Origin of the sequence: Bradyrhizobium japonicum USDA 6, from assembly GCF_000284375.1 — a bacterium.
Taxonomy (GTDB): Bacteria; Pseudomonadota; Alphaproteobacteria; order Rhizobiales; family Xanthobacteraceae; genus Bradyrhizobium; species Bradyrhizobium japonicum.
In genome coordinates this window covers 7,298,075-7,316,977 of the sequence record NC_017249.1, presented here as the reverse complement: position 1 = coordinate 7,316,977, position 18,903 = coordinate 7,298,075, and the positions used below count along the sequence as shown (strand labels likewise).

Genomic DNA, 18,903 nt, shown 5'->3' with positions numbered 1-18,903 from the left:
TTCGGATATCGCCCCGCCGAGCCGACCACCACCTTCGCGAAATCATCCAGCTTCGATCAAAACTCCTTGAGCAAACGCGACAATTCTCGCTTCACCCCCACATTGCTGGGCGTGCAGCAGTTCACCAGATTTCTCGGGGCCGGACGAGGTGCCGGCCTTCGACGTTGCGCGATCGTGATTTGCGCACTGGTGCCGTGCTCTCTGAAGGTCTCTCCCGCACCGTCGCAGTCGTCGCCCGCCTTGGTGTCGGTCCGCAGGGATGAGCCCATCACGCCCATTCCGGCGCCGCCGGCAATCGACCCGCTGAAGGTCAAGCTCGGCGAACGGCTGTTCTCCGATCGCAGGCTGTCGCACGACAATTCACGCAGTTGCGCATCGTGTCACGATATCGCGACGAACGGCGCGAGCCCGAGGTCGCACGATGTCGGCCCCGACGGAGCGGAGATCGCACTCAACACGCTCACCGTCTTCAATGCGACGCTCAGCTTCCGCTTCGGCTGGGAAGGAAAATTGCGCAACATCGAAGCCGATACCAGGTCGTCTCTGGAAAGCCCGCGCACCATGGCGAGCAGCGCGGTCGAGATCGCAGAGAAGCTCAATGCCGATCCCGACATGCGCGAGAGCTTCCTCGCGGCTTACGGTCATCGCCCGGAGCGCGGCGATGTCGTCGACGCACTCGCAAGCTTCCAGCGGACGCTGGTCACGCCAGGCGGCAAGTTCGATCGCTGGCTGGCGGGTGACGCCGCGGCGCTGTCGGACGACGAACTGGGCGGCTACCAATTGTTCAAATCGCTGGGCTGCGCGTCATGCCATCAGGGCGTCAATGTCGGCGGCAATCTGTTCCAGCGCCACGGCATATTCCACCCGCTCGCATCGCCCGAGCCGAAGATTCTGCGCGTGCCGAGCCTGCGCAACGTCGCGACCACGCCGCCGTATTTCCATGACGGCAGCGCGCCGACGCTCGAGGACGCGGTTCGCAAGATGGCCTATGCCCAATTGAACGCGACGCTGACGGAGAAGCAAGTCAAGGCGATCGTCGCCTTTCTTAACAGTCTGACCGGCACCTATCGCGGCGCGACTGTCGGAGGCTCCCCATGAAATTTGCCCCCGCCGTGATCGGCGTAACCTGCGTGCTGGCCCTGTTGACCTGGCTCTTGTTGAACGGGCTGAACTTCAATTCGGTGCGTTACGACCGTCAGCTCCAGGCGCTTGGCGACTTCACCCGGTTCGAACGCGCGATGACCAGGGAAGTGCTGACTGCGCGCGCCGGCCTGTCGCGCAACTATGACAAGCTGGTACAGATGACCGATGCCTATGACGATGCCCTGACGCGGCTGCGCGAAACGCCGGGTCTCAACGCCGAAGAGACCAGGGCCATCGATGTGCTGTCGGCGCGCGCCCTCCGGCAGGAGGACCTGATCGAGCGGTTCAAGAGCCGCAACGCGCTGCTCCAGAACTCCTTTGCCTATTTCGGTCTGTTCAGCGACAAGTTGGCCGAGTCGGATCAGCGGGCGCTGGTCACGGCCTCCTCCGCATTGGCGGCAGCGATGCTGCGCCTGACGCTCGATACGTCGGACGTCGTGGCGCGTCAGGTCCAGGATCGTTTGGAAGAGCTGTCGCTCGTGCAAGCGCCGCCGCAGGACACGGATTCGGCCCGCGCATTGCTGATGCACGGGCAGATGCTGCATGACCTTCTGCCCGACATCGACACGATCCTGAAGGCGCTCGTCGCCGAATCGAACAACCGCGAGCAGGATGCCGTACTGGCATTGATCACCAGGCGTCAGCTCGCCTCGCGGGCGTCGGCGCGCCGGGTACGCCTGTTGCAGTTCATGACGTCGCTGCTGCTGCTCTGCGGCGTCGTCTATTTCGGATTGCTATTGCATCGGCGCGCGGTCACGCTGCGCCGCCGTGCGGTGTTCGAGCACGTCATGGCCGGCATCTCGATGCGGTTCATCGATTCGAGCCGCGAGAGGATCACCGCTGACGTCGAGACCGCGCTGCAACAGCTCGCCGGGTGCATCGGTGCCGATCGCGCCTATTTCGTCGGCGTGAGCGGGACGACGACAAGCACCTATCGGTGGTCCCGTGACGGGATCGCATTCGAGCCGGGTTGGCCGGATCGCGCGCTGAGCCTCGCGCCACGCTTCGACGGTGGTGAAGGCGGTATCGTCTATATTCCCAAGGTCAAGGCCGCCCATCCCGACGACACGATGAACCTGCTCGAGGACGCCGGCGTTGGCGGCTGGCTGTGCGTGACGGCGGTCCGGGGACATCGCGATGAAATCCTCGGCTTCGATACTGTGCCGCCCGGGGCGCTCGAATACTGGTCCGAAGTCTCGTTGTTTCGCATGGCGTTCGACGCGATCGGCAACGCGATCCGCCGGGTGCGGCTCGAAGGCGAGAAGGAGCGCTTGCAGGCGAGTCTGCAACAGGCACGCCGCATGGAAACCCTCGGCACCTTTGCCAGCGGTATCGCCCACAACTTCAACAATATCGTCGGTGCGATCCTCGGCTATGCCGAGATCGCCGAAGCGCGAATCCGGTCGGGAGGCCGGCCGGCCGGCAGCCTTGCGGAGATCCGACGTGCCGGTGAGCGGGCGCGCGAACTGGTCGAACAGATTCTCGGCTTCGGCCGCCGCGGCGAGGGCAGGCGGGAGCGGGTCTGCGTCAGGACCCTGATCGACGAGACCAGATCGCTGCTGGCGGCTTCGTTGCCTTCGCACGTCCAGTTCGAGGTGAACGAGTCGGCCGAAGAGGCCACCGTGATGGGCGAGCCTGCCCAGTTGCAGCAGGTGATCCTGAACCTTTGCAACAATGCGGCACAGGCGATGACGGAGCCGGGTTGTATCGAACTCGGCATCGAGGTGCACGATCTTCAGCAGCCATTGTCGATCGGACGCAATGAGGTCGGCCCCGGCCGCTTCACCGTGATTTCGGTCACCGATCCGGGGCCGGGAATGGATGAGGCGACGCTGGAGCGGATCTTCGAGCCCTTCTTCACGACGCGCCCGGACGGCAACGGTATCGGGCTCGCAACCGTTCGCGAGATCGTGGAGCAATACGGCGGGGCGGTCGCCGTGCAGAGCGAGCCGGATGCAGGCACGCGCTTCGACGTATGGCTGCCATCCGGCGGCCCCGACGAGGCGGTGCCGGTTCAGCACGGCCCCGATCTTGCGTTCCGTGGCGCGGGCGAGACGGTGCTGGTGCTCGACACCGACCGCCGTCGCCTGTTGCGCCATGAGGAAATCCTCGCGGCGCTGGGTTATGAGCCGGTCGGGTTCACCAGGCTGGCGGAGGCGATCGCTGCCTGCCGCACCGCGCAAGCGCGTTTCGATGCGGCGCTGGTGTGTCACCTGCCCGGAGGCTCCTCGATCGAGCTGGCGGCGGCATTGCACGCGGCGGCGCCGGCCTTGCCGATGATTCTGGCGAGCCCCTCGACGCGCGAGCTGGCGGTGCCGTCGCTGGAGACGTCCGGCATCACCGAGCTCGTTCATCACCCGCTGATCTCGGCGGAGCTCGCCGGCGTCCTGGCGCGGAGCGTCGCCGCGTCGGCCGCGCGACGACGGGTGAGGCGAGCCGCCGCGGCGCGGTAGAGCGTCTTCGAGCGAAGCCGATACCGGCTTCGCTCGAAGAAAGCGCGTCAAAACAGGAATCCAGAGCCGGCGCACGACAATCGGCGATCGCGGTTGCAATGGTAACGCGATGTCGCCGCGGGCGAAATGCTCGAGTAGCCGGGACCTCCTATCCATCGCATGCGCATCGTCGCAACGTCACCGCGATAGGAGAATGATGATGTCAATCAGACTTGGCGTGACCGTCGTCGCAGCTACGTTCCTGTTCGGATCGGTTTCCAGCATCAGGGCTGCCGGAGGCGCAAGCGCGCCTGTGACCATGTCCTCGCCTGGCAGTGTGGACGCAATGAAGTTCGCGGACCTGTCCCGGCAGGCTCCCATCGGTCATCGGCAGCCGCGACGCAGCGACGTGCCCGGGTCGACGCAAGCATCGCCCGAAGAGGCGGAGCTGCAGCGGCTCGACAAGGAGATCGACCGCCGGCTGATCATCTGCCGCGGCTGCTGATGGCCGGCCGAGGTCACGGATCGCGCGCGCCGCAAGGCGCGCGTTCGCCATGGCCTTATCCCTCTTATTGATCCGGCCCCATCGCCAAGAGCGACTGATCGCGGCCGAATGCGTATTGCGGTTGTTGATCGCCGGATTTGCCGGGGCGAGATACATAAATTTTGAAGTAATATCAAGCGGTTGTGGAACTGCAGCGTGCTGGATGGAGCTCGTGGCTGCGAGATACTCAGAAGTGATTGACGGGAACTACCTACGGTCGCACAATCTCCCTTTCACTTGCTTTCCAGGTGCATGCAGCGAGATTTCCGATGCGCCGAGTTTATATTATTTCCGATCTTCATTTGGGAGGCACGTATCCAGTGCCGCCGGAGCAAGGGAAGCGCGGCTTCCGCTTGTGTACCCGCGCCGATCAGATCGTTCGCTTCGTCGAGGGCTTGGCGCAGGAGATTGCCGAGAACGGCCCGAGCGAACTTGTTCTGAACGGCGATACGGTCGATTTTCTCGCCGAGCTCGATGGAGAGCAGGCCGACACCTGGTCGCCCTTCACTGCTGATCCTGGTCAGGCAGTCAGCAAATTCAAAGCCATCGTCAGCCGGGACCCGGGCGTGTTCGCGGCGCTCAACCGGTTTCTGGATGCGGGAGGTCGGCTGACCATTCTCCTCGGTAACCACGACATCGAGCTGAGCCTCCCTCCTGTGCGCGCCGAACTGCGCAGAGCACTGGGCGTCAAGCCAGGGCACGATTTCGAATTCATCCCGGATGGCGAAGCCTACATCGTCGGCGACGCGCTGATCGAGCACGGCAATCGATACGACGCGTGGAATCAGATCGACCTCGATGCGTTGCGCCGGGTCCGGTCCCTGATGTCGCGTCGGCAGGAAGTGCCCAAGCAATACCAGTTCGTCCCTCCCCCGGGAGCCAGATGGTCACGTCGGTCATCAACAAGATCAAACGAGATTATGCGTTCGTGGACCTGCTCAAGCCGGAAGACTCTGCGGTGGTGCCGATCCTGCTTACGCTCGAACCAGGTTATCGAAAACGCTTCGGCGAGTTAGCGCGCTTTTGGTATTGGACTCGGAGTCATGGGCTCGAGGGCCCCATTCTGCCGAAATTCGGCGGAGACATCAAAGCGGATGTCGCAGCGAGCAAGAAGCCATTCGGCCAGGACATCCGGGCCAAGGCGACGCCCGGTACCGGCTCGACGCAATCGATACTTGCCGGCCTAGACAATGACGCCGCGCTGAAGGTCGCGATCGCGGAATCGCTCGGCAGCGAGGGAACGGATTTTCTCCGCCAGCTTGACAACGATTCCAAAGCAAAACAACCGAAAATGGGAACGGATGTCAGCGCAAGTGAAAACCTCAACACCGCGCTGGGATTGTTCAAGCTCGCCTTCGGCTCGAGCGCCGCCGAGAAACGCATGCGGGCGCTGCTTACTGCGATACGAGGGCTGCAGAAGGAAGACAGCTTCGATGAAACCAAGGAGACGGCCAAGGAATATCTGGACGCTGCGACCGATCTTGTGAAAGGTGGCTTTCGCCATGTGGTGTTCGGTCATACCCATCAGGCGAAGCGTGTCAGCCTCGGCGACGGACGCTGGTATTTCAATTCGGGCACATGGGCGGACGTGCTGCGCTTTCCGAACGAGATTTTGACTCTGCCGGAGTCCGACGCGCTCAGCCGGCTGGATGGCTTTGTTCAGAAGTTGAAGGCCGGAGATTTCTCGGACTGGACGCTGTTTCGGCCGACCTATGTTCAGCTCGACGTTGACGATAACGGCGGGGTTTCGGACGCGAAATTGTGCGTAGCGCGGATTTCATAGACGATCAGCACAGCGAATTTTTCAATGTGCCGACATATTGTGAGCATGGACTGCGGAAGGCGGCATGGATGAGTTCACGCGAGCGGTGATCGCCGAAGTTACCGCGACGAGTCCGGCGGGGAGGGTTCGCGGAACGGCTTTTCTCGTCGCGCACGACCTTGTGGCGACGGCTCTGCACAACGTCGCCGATCGTGACCAGGAAGACCCGGTGTTCTATCAGGACATCAATCTGCAATTCCCCGGCCATGCGACCGTGGCTACCCCGGTCAAGTGGGATCGGATTGCCGACTGCATGCTGCTCCGCTGCACCGATCCGCCGCCCCCGGCGGCACACACGCCGCTGGCGCTACGCGCGCTGCATCGTTCGGGCGGAGAGTGGGAGACTTACGGCTATGCAAACATGCAGCCAGCGGATGGACTTACCGTCAGCGGTGACGTGACCAATCATGCCGGCGAACTTTACGGCGGGCCGGCGATTCAGCTCTACAGCAAACAACTGGCCGGCGGGATCGGTGGCGACGCTCGAGGATTGTCCGGCGGTCCGGTGCTGATGCGGGACGTTGTCGTTGGCCTGATGCGATTTGCGCTGGGCGAGGAAGATCGCACCATCGGCGGTGTCGTCTATGCCTGTCCGGCGAAGTTCTTCGCCGATCTCGATCCGGTGCTGTCGGTTCAGGAGATGCCGACAGTGCAGACGGTTCTCCTGGACGATCAGGTGAGGGAGCTCGTACCCATTTATGTAAAGGAATTCTCCGCTGAGGATAATGCGCTCGGAACGATCGTAAAATACTCACTGGGTCTCGATCTGGACCAGGTCACCAATCCGGATCAGCAGTTCGAGACCATCGTTACATATCTTTTGACATGGGCCAATCAGCAGGGAGCCGGCCCAATGGAAGCGCTTCTGAATGCGACCCTGAGATCGCGCCCGGCGAACAACGACTTGCGAGAGCTTTGCAGGAAGTACGCTCCCGATGTGCTGAACCCCCTTGATATCGGCGGGTTGATTTTCAAGGCTATACGAGCGCTTGAGCTGCTATCGGCCCTGGTCCGGACGAGTGCGCCGGCGAACGCCATCGCGAACAGCTATCGTGGCGACGTGCAGATCATACTGCAGCAAGTTCATGTCGTCGAACAATACAAGGCGCTTCATAACATTCTGCACAATTTGCAGTTCAAGCTCGAGGCGATCGACCTGGCTCTCCGCTTACCTGCGGCCGATGTCAGGGCCAATGCGTCGCTTGAGCGCTTTGCGGAAGAGATCCGCGATTATGCCCAGGATGCCGAGGAGAGGATTCGCGGACTGGATACCGAACAGGCGGAGATGGGCTGGATCAACGCGCTCAAGGCGCGCAGCGAGGAAATGCTCGAGGTCGCCGTTCCGGCCGCAAGCATGGACGACCGCGGTCAGGTCTATACGACGCTGCGATCGGCGGTGACGACAGCGGCTCCGCAGATCAACCGCTCCCTGGCAGAAGCGGCCGGAAAGCTTGGCCTCCTTGCCCTGACGAGCATGATTGACGAAGTGATCTGCGTGACAGATCCCAACCCGGCGGATTCGCAAGATCTGGCGAACGGTGCCGCGGCGATAGGCACGATTCGCATCTGCGTTGCCGGTCTGATCAAGGAGCATTTCGCATGGCAGGCCGTCAGCACCGAAGTCGAAGGCGCGAGGAATTCAATCCGGCATCAGCCACAAGGAAAGATCTTTGGGTGGCCTGTGTTCGAAAAACGGCTGCGCGCGTTGTGCGGCATGTATCCAGAAGCGCTCTGGTCGAAGAGACTGTTGGAGCGCCTGAACAAGTGGATCGGGGCGACGCCAAACGCGCAGCCGGATCCGACCGAGCGAGCGCAGGGTAAGATCGCGTTGCTTGCCTTTTCCGGCTCTTGCAACGACCGGTTCTATAGACTCGATGAGTCGGTCAAAGCGATGTCGGAGAAGATCGTGCAATTGGCGCCGTCGCTCAACCGCCTGCTTGGAGCATTGACGCGATGACAACCGCCAACCAGCATCATGAGCCGTATCCCTCGATGGACGCGCTGCGGCGTGCCCACGAGTACCTGTTTGACAACTTGCCGACAAGCGAACGCAGCGGCTCGCTTACAGAGGCAGGCTCGATGCAAATCGAGGAGTTTATCTCTCGCGCGATCGCAACTGGCGCCGTGCTCGATACGTTGGCCGACCGACGGGAGGCCCAGGGACTGGTCGACTACTGGGTTGCCAGCACTTTCACCCAGCTGCAGCTCAGCAGCCTTGCGCGGGGGCCTGCATCCAAAAGCGGCGATTCGTCGGTGGTCCATTCGCAGCGAGATCCGGAATACCAGGATCGCCCCGACAATCAGCTGGAACCTTTCAATCCGGCCGTGGTCGATGCCGCCGCTGAACGCGGAGATGCTTTCATCCGAGGGCTGTCCGCAAAGCAGACGGACCTCGTGCGGCGTGTCTTGCTTGGCGTGCTCCGCTTTCCGGATCACGATCAGGAGATAAGTTCAAGGCCGGCGCGCCGCGAAGAGCTGAATAAATTCGGCAAGAAGGGTCAGGTCGACGAGCTGCTCGATGGTCTGAAAGACGCCGGCATTCTCGTAGGAAGACCAACGAAAGAAGGCGAGGAGCTCTCGCTTCAGTATCTGGCCTTGTCGCGCCGATGGGGCTGGCTAGCCAAGGAGATCGACAAGCGCAAGAACCTGAGTGATTTGGCCTTGAGTTGGATCGGCAGCAACCGTTCAACCGGAGCCTTGCTTGACTGGCGCCTTATCCGCCGGTTCCGTGAATACGGCAATCTCAAGCAATGGGAAACGGACTTCATCAATGCAAGCAGCCGGTGGAACATCATAAAGGCGAGTGTGGCGTTGGCGGTTGCAATCGTCATCGGCGTGATTGCTCTGGCCAGCACGCCGGCTTATGAAAAACTGTACGTCCCCCTAAAATTTAAGTCGGTCGTTCAGGAAATCAAGGACAAGAACATTCCGGATGAACGGAAAGCCGACGACATACGATGGCTGGCCACCTATCACCAGCAATTGGAAGCACGAGGCCTCAGGCTCGCGGAGCCGTTAAAAAAGGACTTGCATGGAATCGCGGCGGCCGGTGCTCAATTCAGGGAATCGAAACTGAGAAATGTGGTTTTCGAGAGAGCCACGCTGTCCTCGGCTTCATTCGAAGGTTCCGTCCTCGAAAACATCAATTTCAGGAACGCCAAACTTGATCAGGCCAATTTCGACGGCGTCTACCTGTGTAAACAAGTAGATTTTTCCGGCGCCGACATCGCGGGCGCTTCATTCAAGCGCATGAAGTTTTGGAACGACAATATTCCAATCTTTGCCGAAGCGCCCTGGTGGCAGGCCAAAGGATGGGGCTTTGAAGAAATCGACCTTCTTGAGAAAAGATATCCTCGGAAGGACATAGGTCAAAACGACGGTCTCAAATCCATTTTGGATGGGATCAATTTCGCTCGGACTGTCTATGAGAAGATGGGCCTCGATGAGGAAGATAAATTGGAGCGGCTAGCTAGTCTCAACAACCGGAGGGCATGGACGTTGGCCACCTACGGACTGATAGGCGACGGAGAAGCCGAAGCCGCAGCCACCGCCGCAATGGATTATTATGCGCGGGCCAGAGACGAACCTTATCTGAAGATACGCGGCGCCAGTACGGCGGATACTCTCGCCTACATTCTTATGCAGAAGCCGGCGAAAGACGACGCGGAAGAGAAGAGTAATTTCACAAGGGCGCTCGCCCTGCTGAAATCTGCTGCCGAAACACTCGACGATGCCGAAGTGATTTTCCGATATGCGGTGGCTTTGCACGTCCTGGGGCAGGACGAAGAAGCGATAGCGCAATTGCAAAAAGCCCTTCCAGAGAAAGAATACGAGCCGACCCACGAGTTGCTTCTTCTCAACAAGCACTTCACGGGCACTTTCAAGAAAGAGGTTGTGAATTCGACGGCAACGATCAACCGAACGACTGCTGGTCTGGTCACCCGCTGTGCGACGCTCAACTCTCCCAACTAGACTGGACTTCGATTGTCGACCTCCCGAGTGCGGAGGAATACGCGCTCGCCTGATCTTGAAGGGCGTGGCGGCCGGTCGACGGCGACGTGAGAATCCCGCCAACTGGCCCAAAAGCCCAGCAAATAGCGCCTCTTACAGGAAAGCTTGCGATCTGCCAGCCGAACAGAGGACGGGCTGAATTTGCGCGCACGGCGCACCTGTTGTAACATGCTACTTTAAGACGTAGCGCGTGAGGAATTTAAGATGACCCGGATTTTAGTCCTACGAATTGCACTGGTGGCGATGCTCGGATTGGGCGTGGGAGCAACCTTCGTGGCGATGCCAGCCGCCGCCAACTGTGGTTCTTGCCGCTGACGGTTGTTGTTGGGCTCTGTTCTGGTGTGCCAGTGATGCGGGCGGCGCTCGATCATGCGCCGCGACAAGTACCTACGGGTTCGCAGGTCGTGACCGAACGCCGTTCGTGGGAAATGCCCGGAAGCTTGCGCGTGCCGGGAATCCAGTCGTACCGGCGTTGCCGCCGCCGAGCGCAATCCTTGCGGCTCCCTATCCCTCGTATTGATCCAGCCCCATCGCCCAGAGCGACTGATCGTGGCCGAATGCGTAGTTGCGGTTGTTGATCGCCGGATTGCGATTGACCATCGGCCGCATGAACATCGGATGGGTAGCGCTGCGGACCTCGTGCTCGACCGTGAAGAGATGCCTGCCGCTGTCGAGATCGACAATGTCGCAGAAGCGGTACTGGTACTGATTGTCCTCGCGCGAGATCAGGTCGCGCGCCAAGAGTTTGCGGTAGGGGCCGGAGAAGTCGGTGATGTACATCTGCACGTGGTGGCCGTCGTAGTCGCCCTGGGGCCGATCGGTCTCGCGGAACAACAGATGCTGGTCGCGGCCGGTCTTCACGACGGCGACGCGGCCGTCGCCGTTTCGCAAGCTTGCGGGCATGCCCATGATCTCGGGGTAGAAGGCGCAAATCGCCTTCGTGGTGCCTTCCGGCACGTCGAACTCGACATAGGGAATGCCGAGCGCGATGCGCCCGAAGCGCGCGGCGTCCGGCTCATAGCAGCGCAGTCGGTTGCCCCACGGACAGATCGCCTCGACATGATCGTTGTGCTCGGCGAATGCGAACGCCGTGCCCTCGAGCTTCTTCGCGACTGACGCGAGCCGCGCCAGCAGCGCCTCGCGGCCCTCGATGACCAGCCCGACACGGCCGCGCAGCAACTGCGGCCTGCCGCTCGGCAAATGAAACTGGCTCCGCCCGGCATTGATCCACATGTTGGTGTCGGAAACCATCAGGTAGGGATCGCGGGTCAGTCCAAGCCCGGTCACGTAGAACAGCGTGGCGAGGCGCTGGTCGGGGACCTGGATGTTGACGTGCTCGAAATGGATGGCGTTGCCGAGATCTTCTGCGGATCGATCGAATTGTTGCGGCATGGATGTGCTCTGGCTGGGGGACGGACGGGGCAATACTAGAGCGTTCTCAAGCGAAGTGGACACCGCTTCGCCTAAAGAAAACGCGTCAGAATAAGACTGTAGCGCAGAATTTCCGCCAGCCGAAACTGTTCACCGATCACATCTTGGGGGCAGGGGCATTTGGGGCAGGGGCATGATGTCCTCTGCCGCCTTGCCGTGGCAGCCAGTCCCTGTAATCTGACGAGAACATATGAATATGGGAAGGGATCGATGGGAGGAGTTTTGGAGGGCGTGCGCGTCCTCGATTTCGGGCGCTATATCGCAGGGCCCTATTGCGCGACCTTGCTGGCCGAATTCGGCGCCGAGGTCATCCGCGTGGAAAAGCGCGACGGCAGCGAGGATCGCTTCGTGGCGCCGGTCGGCGAGGGCGGCGAAGGCGCGCTGTTTCTTCAGGTCAACCGCAACAAGAAGTGCATTACGCTCGATCCGATGAAGCCGGAAGGGCAGGAGGTGATGCGCCGCCTGATCGCGACCGCGGACGTCGTCGTCGCCAATCTGCCGCCGCAGACCCTGCGAGCGATGAAGCTCGACTACGACTCCTTGAAGGCGATCAAGCCCGACATCATCCTGACGACCGCCACCGCGTTCGGCGGGCCGGGGCCATGGTCCGACCGCGTCGGCTTCGATGGCGTCGGCCAAGTCATGTCGGGCTCGGTGTACATGACCGGTGCCGGCGACCCGCCGTATCGGGCCGCGGTGAACTGGGTCGATTTCGGCACGGCGCTGCATTGCGCGTTCGGGACGCTCGCAGCCCTGATCGAGCGCGGCAAATCCGGACGCGGGCAGATCGTCGAGGGCGCGCTGCTCGCCACCGCGCTGTCCTTCACCAATGCCACGCTGATCGAGCAGGCGGTCATCAACGTCAACCGTGTTCCGACCGGCAATCTCGGTCAGACCGCAGCGCCGGCCGACATCTACCGCACAAAGGACGGCTGGGTGCTGTGCCAGGTCACGGGGCATCCGCTGTTCAAACGCTGGGCGAAGCTGATGGGTGAGGAGGACCAGTGGCTGAGCGATCCCCGCTTTGCCGACGACATCAGCCGCGGCAACAACGGCCCCGTCATCAGCGCGCGGATGGCGCGCTGGTGCGCAGAGCGCACCACGCAGGAGGCTGTCGACACTCTGGGCAAGGCCATGATTCCGACCGGGCCCGTCCTCAGCCCGCAACAGGCGCTGGACCATCCGCATATTCGCGCCGCCGGCTTCATGCAGGATGTCGAGTATCCCGGCCTGCCGAAACGCGCTCCCGTCGCCCGCGCTGCCGTCCGGCTGTCGGAAACGCCAGGCGAGATCGCATCGCGTCCGCCGACGCTCGGCGAGCACACCGACCTCGTCCTGACGGAGCTTGGCTACGACGTGGCTGCGATCGCGGCGCTTCGGCAGGGCGGGATCGTCTAGGAAGCGCGCGCGTCCTCGCCGGGAGATTTTCGTTGAGGACTCCGGTGGTCGTCAATACCATGGCAAGGTATTGATCGATCAGGCGTTCGACCGAAATGGCGGGAATGGTGGCAGGTTCAAAGAGAGCGCGTGGAGGCAGCGGCCGCGTCAAGCTCGAGGAGGTCGCCCGCAAGGCCAATGTCTCGACCGCGACCGTCTCGCGCGCCTTCAACGAGCCCGACAAGGTGTCCGAAGAGGTCAGGCAGCGGGTCAAGGACGCCGCACGCGCGCTGAACTGGATTCCCAATGCTGCCGGACGCGCGCTGGCCTCGCGCCGGACGCATATCGCCGGCGCCATCATCCCGACCCTGGACGACGAAATCTTCGCCCACCAGATCGGCGGCATGCAGACCGTCTTCAGCGAACGCGGCTTCACGCTGTTCCTGGGCTGCTCGAACTATGATCCGGACGAGGGCTTGCGGCAGGCCGAAGCGATGCTTGCGCGCGGTGTGGAAGCAATTGCCGTGGTCGGTGAAAATCATCCCGCCGAGCTTTTTGACGCGCTCAACTCGCGCGGCATTCCCTATGTGGTGACGTACTCCTACAACAAGCTGTCTCCGCATCCGTGCATCGGCTTTGACAACCGCGCCGCGTTCAGCCGCATGACGGAGCATCTGCTGTCGCTGGGCCATCGGCGGTTTGCTGCCATCTTCCAGCCCGACACCAACAACGACCGCGTCAAGGACAGGCTTCGTGGCGTCAGCGAAGCGCTCGCGGCCGCGGGTTTGGAAATCGCGGCGCAATATCTGATGATGGGTCCCTCGACGCTGGAGTTCGGCGCCGCCAGCTTTGCCGGATTGATGACGCAAGCCGTCGACGTTCGGCCGACCGCGATCGTTTGCGGCAACGACAATCTGGCGCTCGGTGCGTTGATGGCCGCGCGGGAATGCGGCCTGGACGCGCCCGGGGATTTTTCGATCACCGGCTTCGATGATCTTGCGATTTCATCGCGCTTTTCTCCCAGGCTCACGACGATGAAGGTCGACAATCAGGAGATCGGTGTCCTGGCGGCCAACGAGCTCCTCGCCGTGATCGCGGGCCGGCAAGCGCAGGCGCAGTCCCGCGAAGTCGTGCCTGTTCTGAAAATCCGCGACAGCGCAGGTCACGCCAGGGGCGCCTGATCCCGCAGAGAGCGGTCGTCTCTTCGATCGCGCGTATCGTCCCGCCAAGAGGGCTGCTTCCTTCTCAAAGGGCGGCTTGACTCCTGATATGTAAGCGCTTACATGAGCGCGTTTTAAACGCCATGAGAGCAACCGGCGGGCCCCTCGCCGGATGAGACGGAGAGGAAACGACAATGCGGAATAGCGTTTTGCGGTGGGCCAGAAACTGTTCAATGGCGGTTTCGCTGCTCCTGCCGGTGATGGGAACGGCGAGCCCTGCGGCCGCCGAGGAGAAGCTCGTCGTCTGGTGGAACAAGGGCTACTACAAGGCCGAGGAAGACGCGCTGCTCGCCGTCATCAAGAAGTTCGAGGCCAAGACCGGGGTCAAGGTCGAGCTGTCGCAATACGCGACGCAGGACATGATGCCGAAGCTGGTGGCGGCGCTCGATGCCGGCAGTCCGCCCGACGTCACCTATGCGGACACCTACCATTTCCAGGGCGCCGGCAAGTGGGCTTCCGAGGGCAAGCTGGTCGATCTCGGCTCAGTGCTCGCACCGATCAAGGGCGAGTTCTCCCCGCAGTCGCTCGAAACGGTCATGCTGTACAACGACAAGACCAAGGCGAAGGCCTATTACGCCTTCCCGCTGAAGCAGGCGACGCTGCATCTGCATTACTGGAAGGACATGCTGGAGGAGGGAGGTCTCAAGGAGACCGACATCCCGAAGGACTGGAAGGGCTATTGGTCGTTCTGGTGTGACAAGGCGCAACCGGCGGTGCGCAAGGCGTCCGGCAAGCGCATCTACGGCATCGGCCATCCGATGGGCGTCGACGCCACCGACAGCTTCATCTCGTTCCTGGTGTTCATGGACGCCTACAACGTCGTGCTCGTCGACGACAACGGCAAGCTCCTGGTCGACGATCCCAAGGTGAAGGCTGGTCTCGTCGCGGCCATGACGGACTATGTCGAGATCGCCGCGAAAGGCTGCACGCCGCAATCGGCGACGAGCTGGAAGGACCCCGACAACAACGTCGCCTTCCACAACAAGACGACGATCATGACGCACAATTCGACGGTTTCGCTGCCCGGCAAATGGCTCGACGATGCCGGCAACGAGACGCTCACCGCCGAGCAGCGCGATGAAGCCAAGAAGAACTATTACGACCGCATCCGCACCATGGTCTGGCCCAACAAGCCGGATGGCACGCCAGTCCACACCCGCGCCTCCGTGGTGGTCGGCTTGATCTTCGAGCAGGCCAAGAACAAGGACCGCGCCAAGGAGTTCGTCTCGTTCCTACTGCGCGACGAGAACCTCCAGCCCTATGTCGAAGGCGCGCTCGGCCGCTGGTTCCCGGTCAAGACGGCCGCGCAGAAGTCCGCCTTCTGGGACGGCGACGTTCATCGCCGCGCCGTGCGCGACCAGTTCTTCGCCGGTGTCGGCGGCTACGAGATGAGCAAGAACTACAAGTTCACCACCCTCAACAACGAGAACGTCTGGATGAAGGCCGTGAACGCCATCGTCACCAACAAGGTGCCGGTCGACAAGGCCGTCGACGACATGATCGCGCGCATCAAGGAAGTGGCCGGCAACTGACCGCCAGCCTGAACAGCCACGCTCACGCGCCGCAAGACGCGTGAGCGGCAGGCTCCTGCCTGTCACCGAATTCAACGTCTTGGGAGCCGATTTGTGACCGCAACCATCAAGGGCATCATTCCGGTGATGCTGACGCCGTTCACCGAAGCCGACGCGATCGACTATGCGGGCCTCGAAAACCTCGTCGAATGGTACATCGCCAATGGCGCGGATGCGCTGTTCGCCGTGGCCCAGTCGAGCGAGATGCAGTTTTTGAGCCTCGAGGAGCGCGTCGCGCTGGCGCGTTTCGTCGTGCGGCAGGCGGCGGGCCGGGTGCCCGTCATCGCGTCAGGCCACGTCAGTGAATCCCGCGACGATCAAGTGAGCGAGCTGACCGCCATCGCCGCGACCGGCGTGGACGGATTGGTGCTGGTGACGAACCGGTTCGATCCGAAGGGACAGGGCGGCGCGGTCTTCATGGATCATCTGCGCCATCTGCTCGATGCTCTGCCCGCCGATCTTCCGCTCGGCCTCTACGAATGTCCCGCGCCGTTCCGGCGGCTGATGTCCGACGACGAGCTGGCGTTCTGCGCTGAGAGCGAACGCTTCGCGATCCTCAAGGACGTGTCCTGCGACCTCGAGACCGTGAAGCGTCGCGTGGCGCTGACGAAAAACTCCTCGCTCGCCATCGTCAATGCCAATGCGGCGATCGCCTTCGACGCCATCAGAAGCGGATCCGCCGGCTTCACCGGCGTGTTCACGAACTTCCATCCCGACCTCTACAAATGGCTGTTGACCGACAGCGCGCGGCATCCGGCGCTGGCGGACGATCTCTCCGTCTATCTCGCGCTCGCGGCGATGGCCGAGCCGATGGGATATCCCAAGCTGGCCAAGCTGTACCATCAGAGGCTCGGCACGTTCGCCTGCGCCCACAGCCGGACCATCGATTTCGACATCCGTGAGCGCTTCTGGGCGCTCGATGCTTTGCTCGACAAGATCATGCAGGGAGAACAGATCTTCCGCGCCAGGATCGCGGCCGCGCGCTGATCGCCGCTGCCGCTCTCGATTTTGTGAGCGCGCTCGCCGAGCGGCGGCTGATCCGATCGGGCGCTCCGTTTTCCGGAGCAATTTCAGGCGCCTGGGAGAGGCATTCATCTGGCTGAAGTTGCTCCCGCCCAACCAGCTGATCTGTCCCGGCTCGCGCGGCATTTCCCGGTGTGTCGCAGGAGCAACAGACGACGCCATTCCGTGCACGGCGGCCGGATTCAGATCTCGCGCGCCCTTGTGGACGTGCAATCGGTTCCAACATACGTTCGCACATCATTCACACGCCGCGAGCGGCGGGTGAGGTGAGAGTTGCCGGTTGCGAGCGAGCACCATGGGCGCGTCCTTCAGAATCGCGATCTCTGCCTTTGTCCTGTCGTGTCTTGTCGGCCGCACGCGGCCTCGGCTCACGCCATCATCGTATCGTCCGCGCCAGCGGCGGGGGCGATCGTATCCGGCGATGCGGTGTCGATCCGCCTGCACTTCAACAGCCGGATCGATCATGCCCGCTCCAAGCTGACCTTGTTCGCGCCGAACGGTGTGTCGCAAGCGGTGACGCCGGCCGCCGATGCGCCCGTTGACGAGCTCAATGCCGATGCGGCGCATCTGTCGAGCGGTGCGTGGCGCCTGCGCTGGCAGGTGTTGAGCGTCGACGGGCACATCACGCGCGGCGACATTCCGTTCAACGTTCGCTGACGCCGCACCCTTGTATCTGCTCCTCGACATCTTCGGTTATCTCTCGGTCGTCCTGCGGGGCCTGATTCTCATCGCGCAGTCCTTCACGCTCGGCGGTCTGGTGTTCTGGATGCTGCTGTGGGCGCCGCTACGGCCGCAGCTCACGAGCGGCGGCCTGACGATCGAGTTGCGGTGCCGGGCGGTCCTCAGGATCAGCGCGCTGGCATGGGCGCTCCTCACCATCGCCTCGCTGGCGCTCAACGCGGCCGCGCTGGTCGGGACGCTCCAGGTCGCGTGGAGCGAAGCGCTCGGTGCCGATTTCGGCCGGGCCGACCTCGTCATCGCAGCCTGCGCCTTCGGCATCGCTGTCCTTGCGAAGAATCCCGCGCAAGGCGTGCGTTCGATCGGCCTTGTCGCACTTGCCGTGCTGGCTCTCGCGATGCAGACCCGGCTGACTCACGCGGCCAGCCGGCCGGACGTCCGCTGGCCGCTGCTGTTGTCCGATGCCGGCCACATGCTGGGCGCGAGCGTCTGGATCGGCGGACTGCCCTATTTCCTGATCGCGCTCAGCGGCTGCGAGGATTCTGGCGACTGGCGCCGCATCGCGCGGCGCTATTCGCTGATGTCGATGGCCGCGGTCGCCGCGATCCTCGCCGGCGGCCTGACGATGGCGGTGACCTATATCGGCTCGATCGAAGCGATCTACGGCACCGCCTATGGTGTCATGACGCTGGCGAAAGTCGGCCTGCTGCTGATGCTGCTGGCGCTCGGAGCAGGCAATTACTTCCTCGTCGAGCGGCTGCGGCGCGATCCCTCTACGCCGATCCTGCGGCTGAAACGCTTCGCCGAGGTCGAGATCGGCATCGGTCTCACCGTCCTGCTCGCCGCCGCGTCGCTGACCTCGCTGCCGCCGGGCGTCGATCTCGCGCAGGATCGCCTGAACTGGCACGAAATCGTCGAGCGCGCCACGCCGCAATGGCCGCCGCGCCTGACCAGCCCTGATTACGACAAGCTCACCGTCGCGCAGCTCCAGGCCAAAATCACCCTGGCGGACGCCGGGCGCGCGAATGCGCAAGCCGCCTACGTTCCCGGCGAGGGCACGATCCTGCCGCGCAATGCCGAAGACATCGCCTGGTCCGAGTACAACCACCATTGGGCCGGCATCTTCGTGGTGCTGATCGGACTGCTCGCGCTGATCGAGCATTTTCGCTGGGGGCGATGGGCGAAACACTGGCCGCTGCTGTTTCTCGGCATGGCGGCTTTCCTGTTCTTTCGCGCCGACGAGCAGGCCTGGCCGCTCGGGCCGGCGGGCTTCTTCGAATCACTGCGCGATCCGGAAGTGGCGCAGCATCGCATCTTCGTGCTGCTGATCGCCGTGTTCGGCATTTTCGAGTGGCGCGTGCGCCTGCGCGGCGGCAAGGCCGGGCCGGCGGCGCTGGTATTCCCGCTGACGACGGCGCTCGGCGGGGCGCTGCTGCTGACGCATTCCCACTCGATCGCCAACATCAAGGACCAGCTCCTCATCGAGATGAGTCACACGCCGCTGGCGCTGTGCGGCGTCACGGCAGGATGGGCGCGCTGGCTCGAATTGCGCATGGACGGCCGCGTCCGTCAGGCCGCGGCCTGGATCTGGCCCATCGCCTTCGTCCTGGTCGGGCTGATCCTGCTGGAATACCGCGAAGCCTGACGGCGC

Annotated in this window: 13 protein-coding genes and 1 pseudogene; 13 read left to right on the top strand and 1 reads right to left on the bottom strand. The window is 62.6% G+C overall.

The genetic code is table 11. The features are described from left to right. Positions 1-66 precede the first annotated feature (66 nt). From BJ6T_RS34190 to BJ6T_RS34160, 7 genes and pseudogenes are all read left to right on the top strand, one after another. The gene (locus BJ6T_RS34190; RefSeq protein WP_225894996.1) at positions 67-1,098 is read left to right on the top strand and encodes a cytochrome-c peroxidase; all 1,032 of its coding nucleotides are present in this window, start codon (positions 67-69) and stop codon (positions 1,096-1,098) included. Further along, on the top strand, positions 1,095-3,596 hold the full coding sequence (locus BJ6T_RS34185) for a two-component system VirA-like sensor kinase (protein WP_014497157.1): 2,502 nt from the start codon (positions 1,095-1,097) through the stop codon (positions 3,594-3,596). The genes BJ6T_RS34190 and BJ6T_RS34185 overlap by 4 nt, the downstream gene beginning before the upstream one ends. A 199-nt stretch (positions 3,597-3,795) precedes the next feature. Next, entirely contained in the window at positions 3,796-4,080 is a 285-nt protein-coding gene (locus BJ6T_RS34180; RefSeq protein ID WP_141379172.1) for a hypothetical protein, read from the top strand. 308 nt (positions 4,081-4,388) lie between these two features. Next, positions 4,389-4,871: pseudogene (locus BJ6T_RS49730) on the top strand (metallophosphoesterase); the annotation flags it as partial. A 131-nt stretch (positions 4,872-5,002) separates the two neighbouring features. After that, on the top strand, positions 5,003-5,902 hold the full coding sequence (locus tag BJ6T_RS48655) for a hypothetical protein (protein ID WP_043900287.1): 900 nt from the start codon (positions 5,003-5,005) through the stop codon (positions 5,900-5,902). Between the two features lie 64 nt (positions 5,903-5,966). Continuing rightward, positions 5,967-7,898, top strand: a complete 1,932-nt coding sequence (locus BJ6T_RS34165) for an effector-associated domain EAD1-containing protein (protein ID WP_014497152.1) — start codon at positions 5,967-5,969, stop codon at positions 7,896-7,898. Then, positions 7,895-9,913 (top strand): pentapeptide repeat-containing protein, encoded by a 2,019-nt coding sequence (locus BJ6T_RS34160; RefSeq protein ID WP_014497151.1) that lies wholly within the window; start codon positions 7,895-7,897, stop codon positions 9,911-9,913. The genes BJ6T_RS34165 and BJ6T_RS34160 overlap by 4 nt, the downstream gene beginning before the upstream one ends. Positions 9,914-10,456: 543 nt before the next feature. On the opposite strand, the gene BJ6T_RS34155 is transcribed toward BJ6T_RS34160, so the two are convergent. After that, positions 10,457-11,344 carry a hypothetical protein gene (locus tag BJ6T_RS34155; protein ID WP_014497150.1) on the bottom strand — a complete coding sequence of 296 codons (888 nt, stop codon included), beginning with the start codon at positions 11,342-11,344 and terminating at the stop codon, positions 10,457-10,459. A 249-nt stretch (positions 11,345-11,593) separates the two neighbouring features. Between BJ6T_RS34155 and BJ6T_RS34150 the strand changes: the two genes are divergently transcribed. The 6 genes from BJ6T_RS34150 to BJ6T_RS34125 all read left to right on the top strand — a co-directional run bounded on the left by BJ6T_RS34150 (position 11,594) and on the right by BJ6T_RS34125 (position 18,897). Continuing rightward, positions 11,594-12,781 carry a CaiB/BaiF CoA transferase family protein gene (locus BJ6T_RS34150; RefSeq protein WP_028169777.1) on the top strand — a complete coding sequence of 396 codons (1,188 nt, stop codon included), beginning with the start codon at positions 11,594-11,596 and terminating at the stop codon, positions 12,779-12,781. Positions 12,782-12,885: 104 nt separating this feature from the next. Further along, positions 12,886-13,941 carry a LacI family DNA-binding transcriptional regulator gene (locus BJ6T_RS34145; RefSeq protein ID WP_225894997.1) on the top strand — a complete coding sequence of 352 codons (1,056 nt, stop codon included), beginning with the start codon at positions 12,886-12,888 and terminating at the stop codon, positions 13,939-13,941. Between the two features lie 212 nt (positions 13,942-14,153). Then, positions 14,154-15,512, top strand: coding sequence for an ABC transporter substrate-binding protein (locus BJ6T_RS34140; protein WP_014497147.1), 1,359 nt, complete (start codon positions 14,154-14,156; stop codon positions 15,510-15,512). Between the two features lie 93 nt (positions 15,513-15,605). Further along, a complete protein-coding gene (locus tag BJ6T_RS34135) occupies positions 15,606-16,538 on the top strand; it encodes a dihydrodipicolinate synthase family protein (protein WP_014497146.1) in 933 nt (310 codons plus the stop codon). A gap of 462 nt (positions 16,539-17,000) precedes the next feature. Next, a complete protein-coding gene (locus tag BJ6T_RS34130) occupies positions 17,001-17,231 on the top strand; it encodes a copper resistance CopC family protein (RefSeq protein ID WP_014497145.1) in 231 nt (76 codons plus the stop codon). Positions 17,232-17,241: 10 nt separating this feature from the next. Continuing rightward, entirely contained in the window at positions 17,242-18,897 is a 1,656-nt protein-coding gene (locus BJ6T_RS34125) for a CopD family protein (RefSeq protein WP_014497144.1), read from the top strand. The last annotated feature ends 6 nt before the right edge of the window (positions 18,898-18,903 follow it).

Coding starts and splice junctions, on each gene's coding strand:
- BJ6T_RS34145 (WP_225894997.1), top strand. CDS start 12,886: ATGGTGGCAGGTTCAAAGAGAGCGCGTGGAGGCAGCGGCCGCGTCAAG.
- BJ6T_RS48655 (WP_043900287.1), top strand. CDS start 5,003: ATGGTCACGTCGGTCATCAACAAGATCAAACGAGATTATGCGTTCGTG.
- BJ6T_RS34155 (WP_014497150.1), bottom strand. CDS start 11,344: ATGCCGCAACAATTCGATCGATCCGCAGAAGATCTCGGCAACGCCATC.
- BJ6T_RS34180 (WP_141379172.1), top strand. CDS start 3,796: ATGTCAATCAGACTTGGCGTGACCGTCGTCGCAGCTACGTTCCTGTTC.
- BJ6T_RS34140 (WP_014497147.1), top strand. CDS start 14,154: ATGGCGGTTTCGCTGCTCCTGCCGGTGATGGGAACGGCGAGCCCTGCG.
- BJ6T_RS34160 (WP_014497151.1), top strand. CDS start 7,895: ATGACAACCGCCAACCAGCATCATGAGCCGTATCCCTCGATGGACGCG.
- BJ6T_RS34150 (WP_028169777.1), top strand. CDS start 11,594: ATGGGAGGAGTTTTGGAGGGCGTGCGCGTCCTCGATTTCGGGCGCTAT.
- BJ6T_RS34185 (WP_014497157.1), top strand. CDS start 1,095: ATGAAATTTGCCCCCGCCGTGATCGGCGTAACCTGCGTGCTGGCCCTG.
- BJ6T_RS34165 (WP_014497152.1), top strand. CDS start 5,967: ATGGATGAGTTCACGCGAGCGGTGATCGCCGAAGTTACCGCGACGAGT.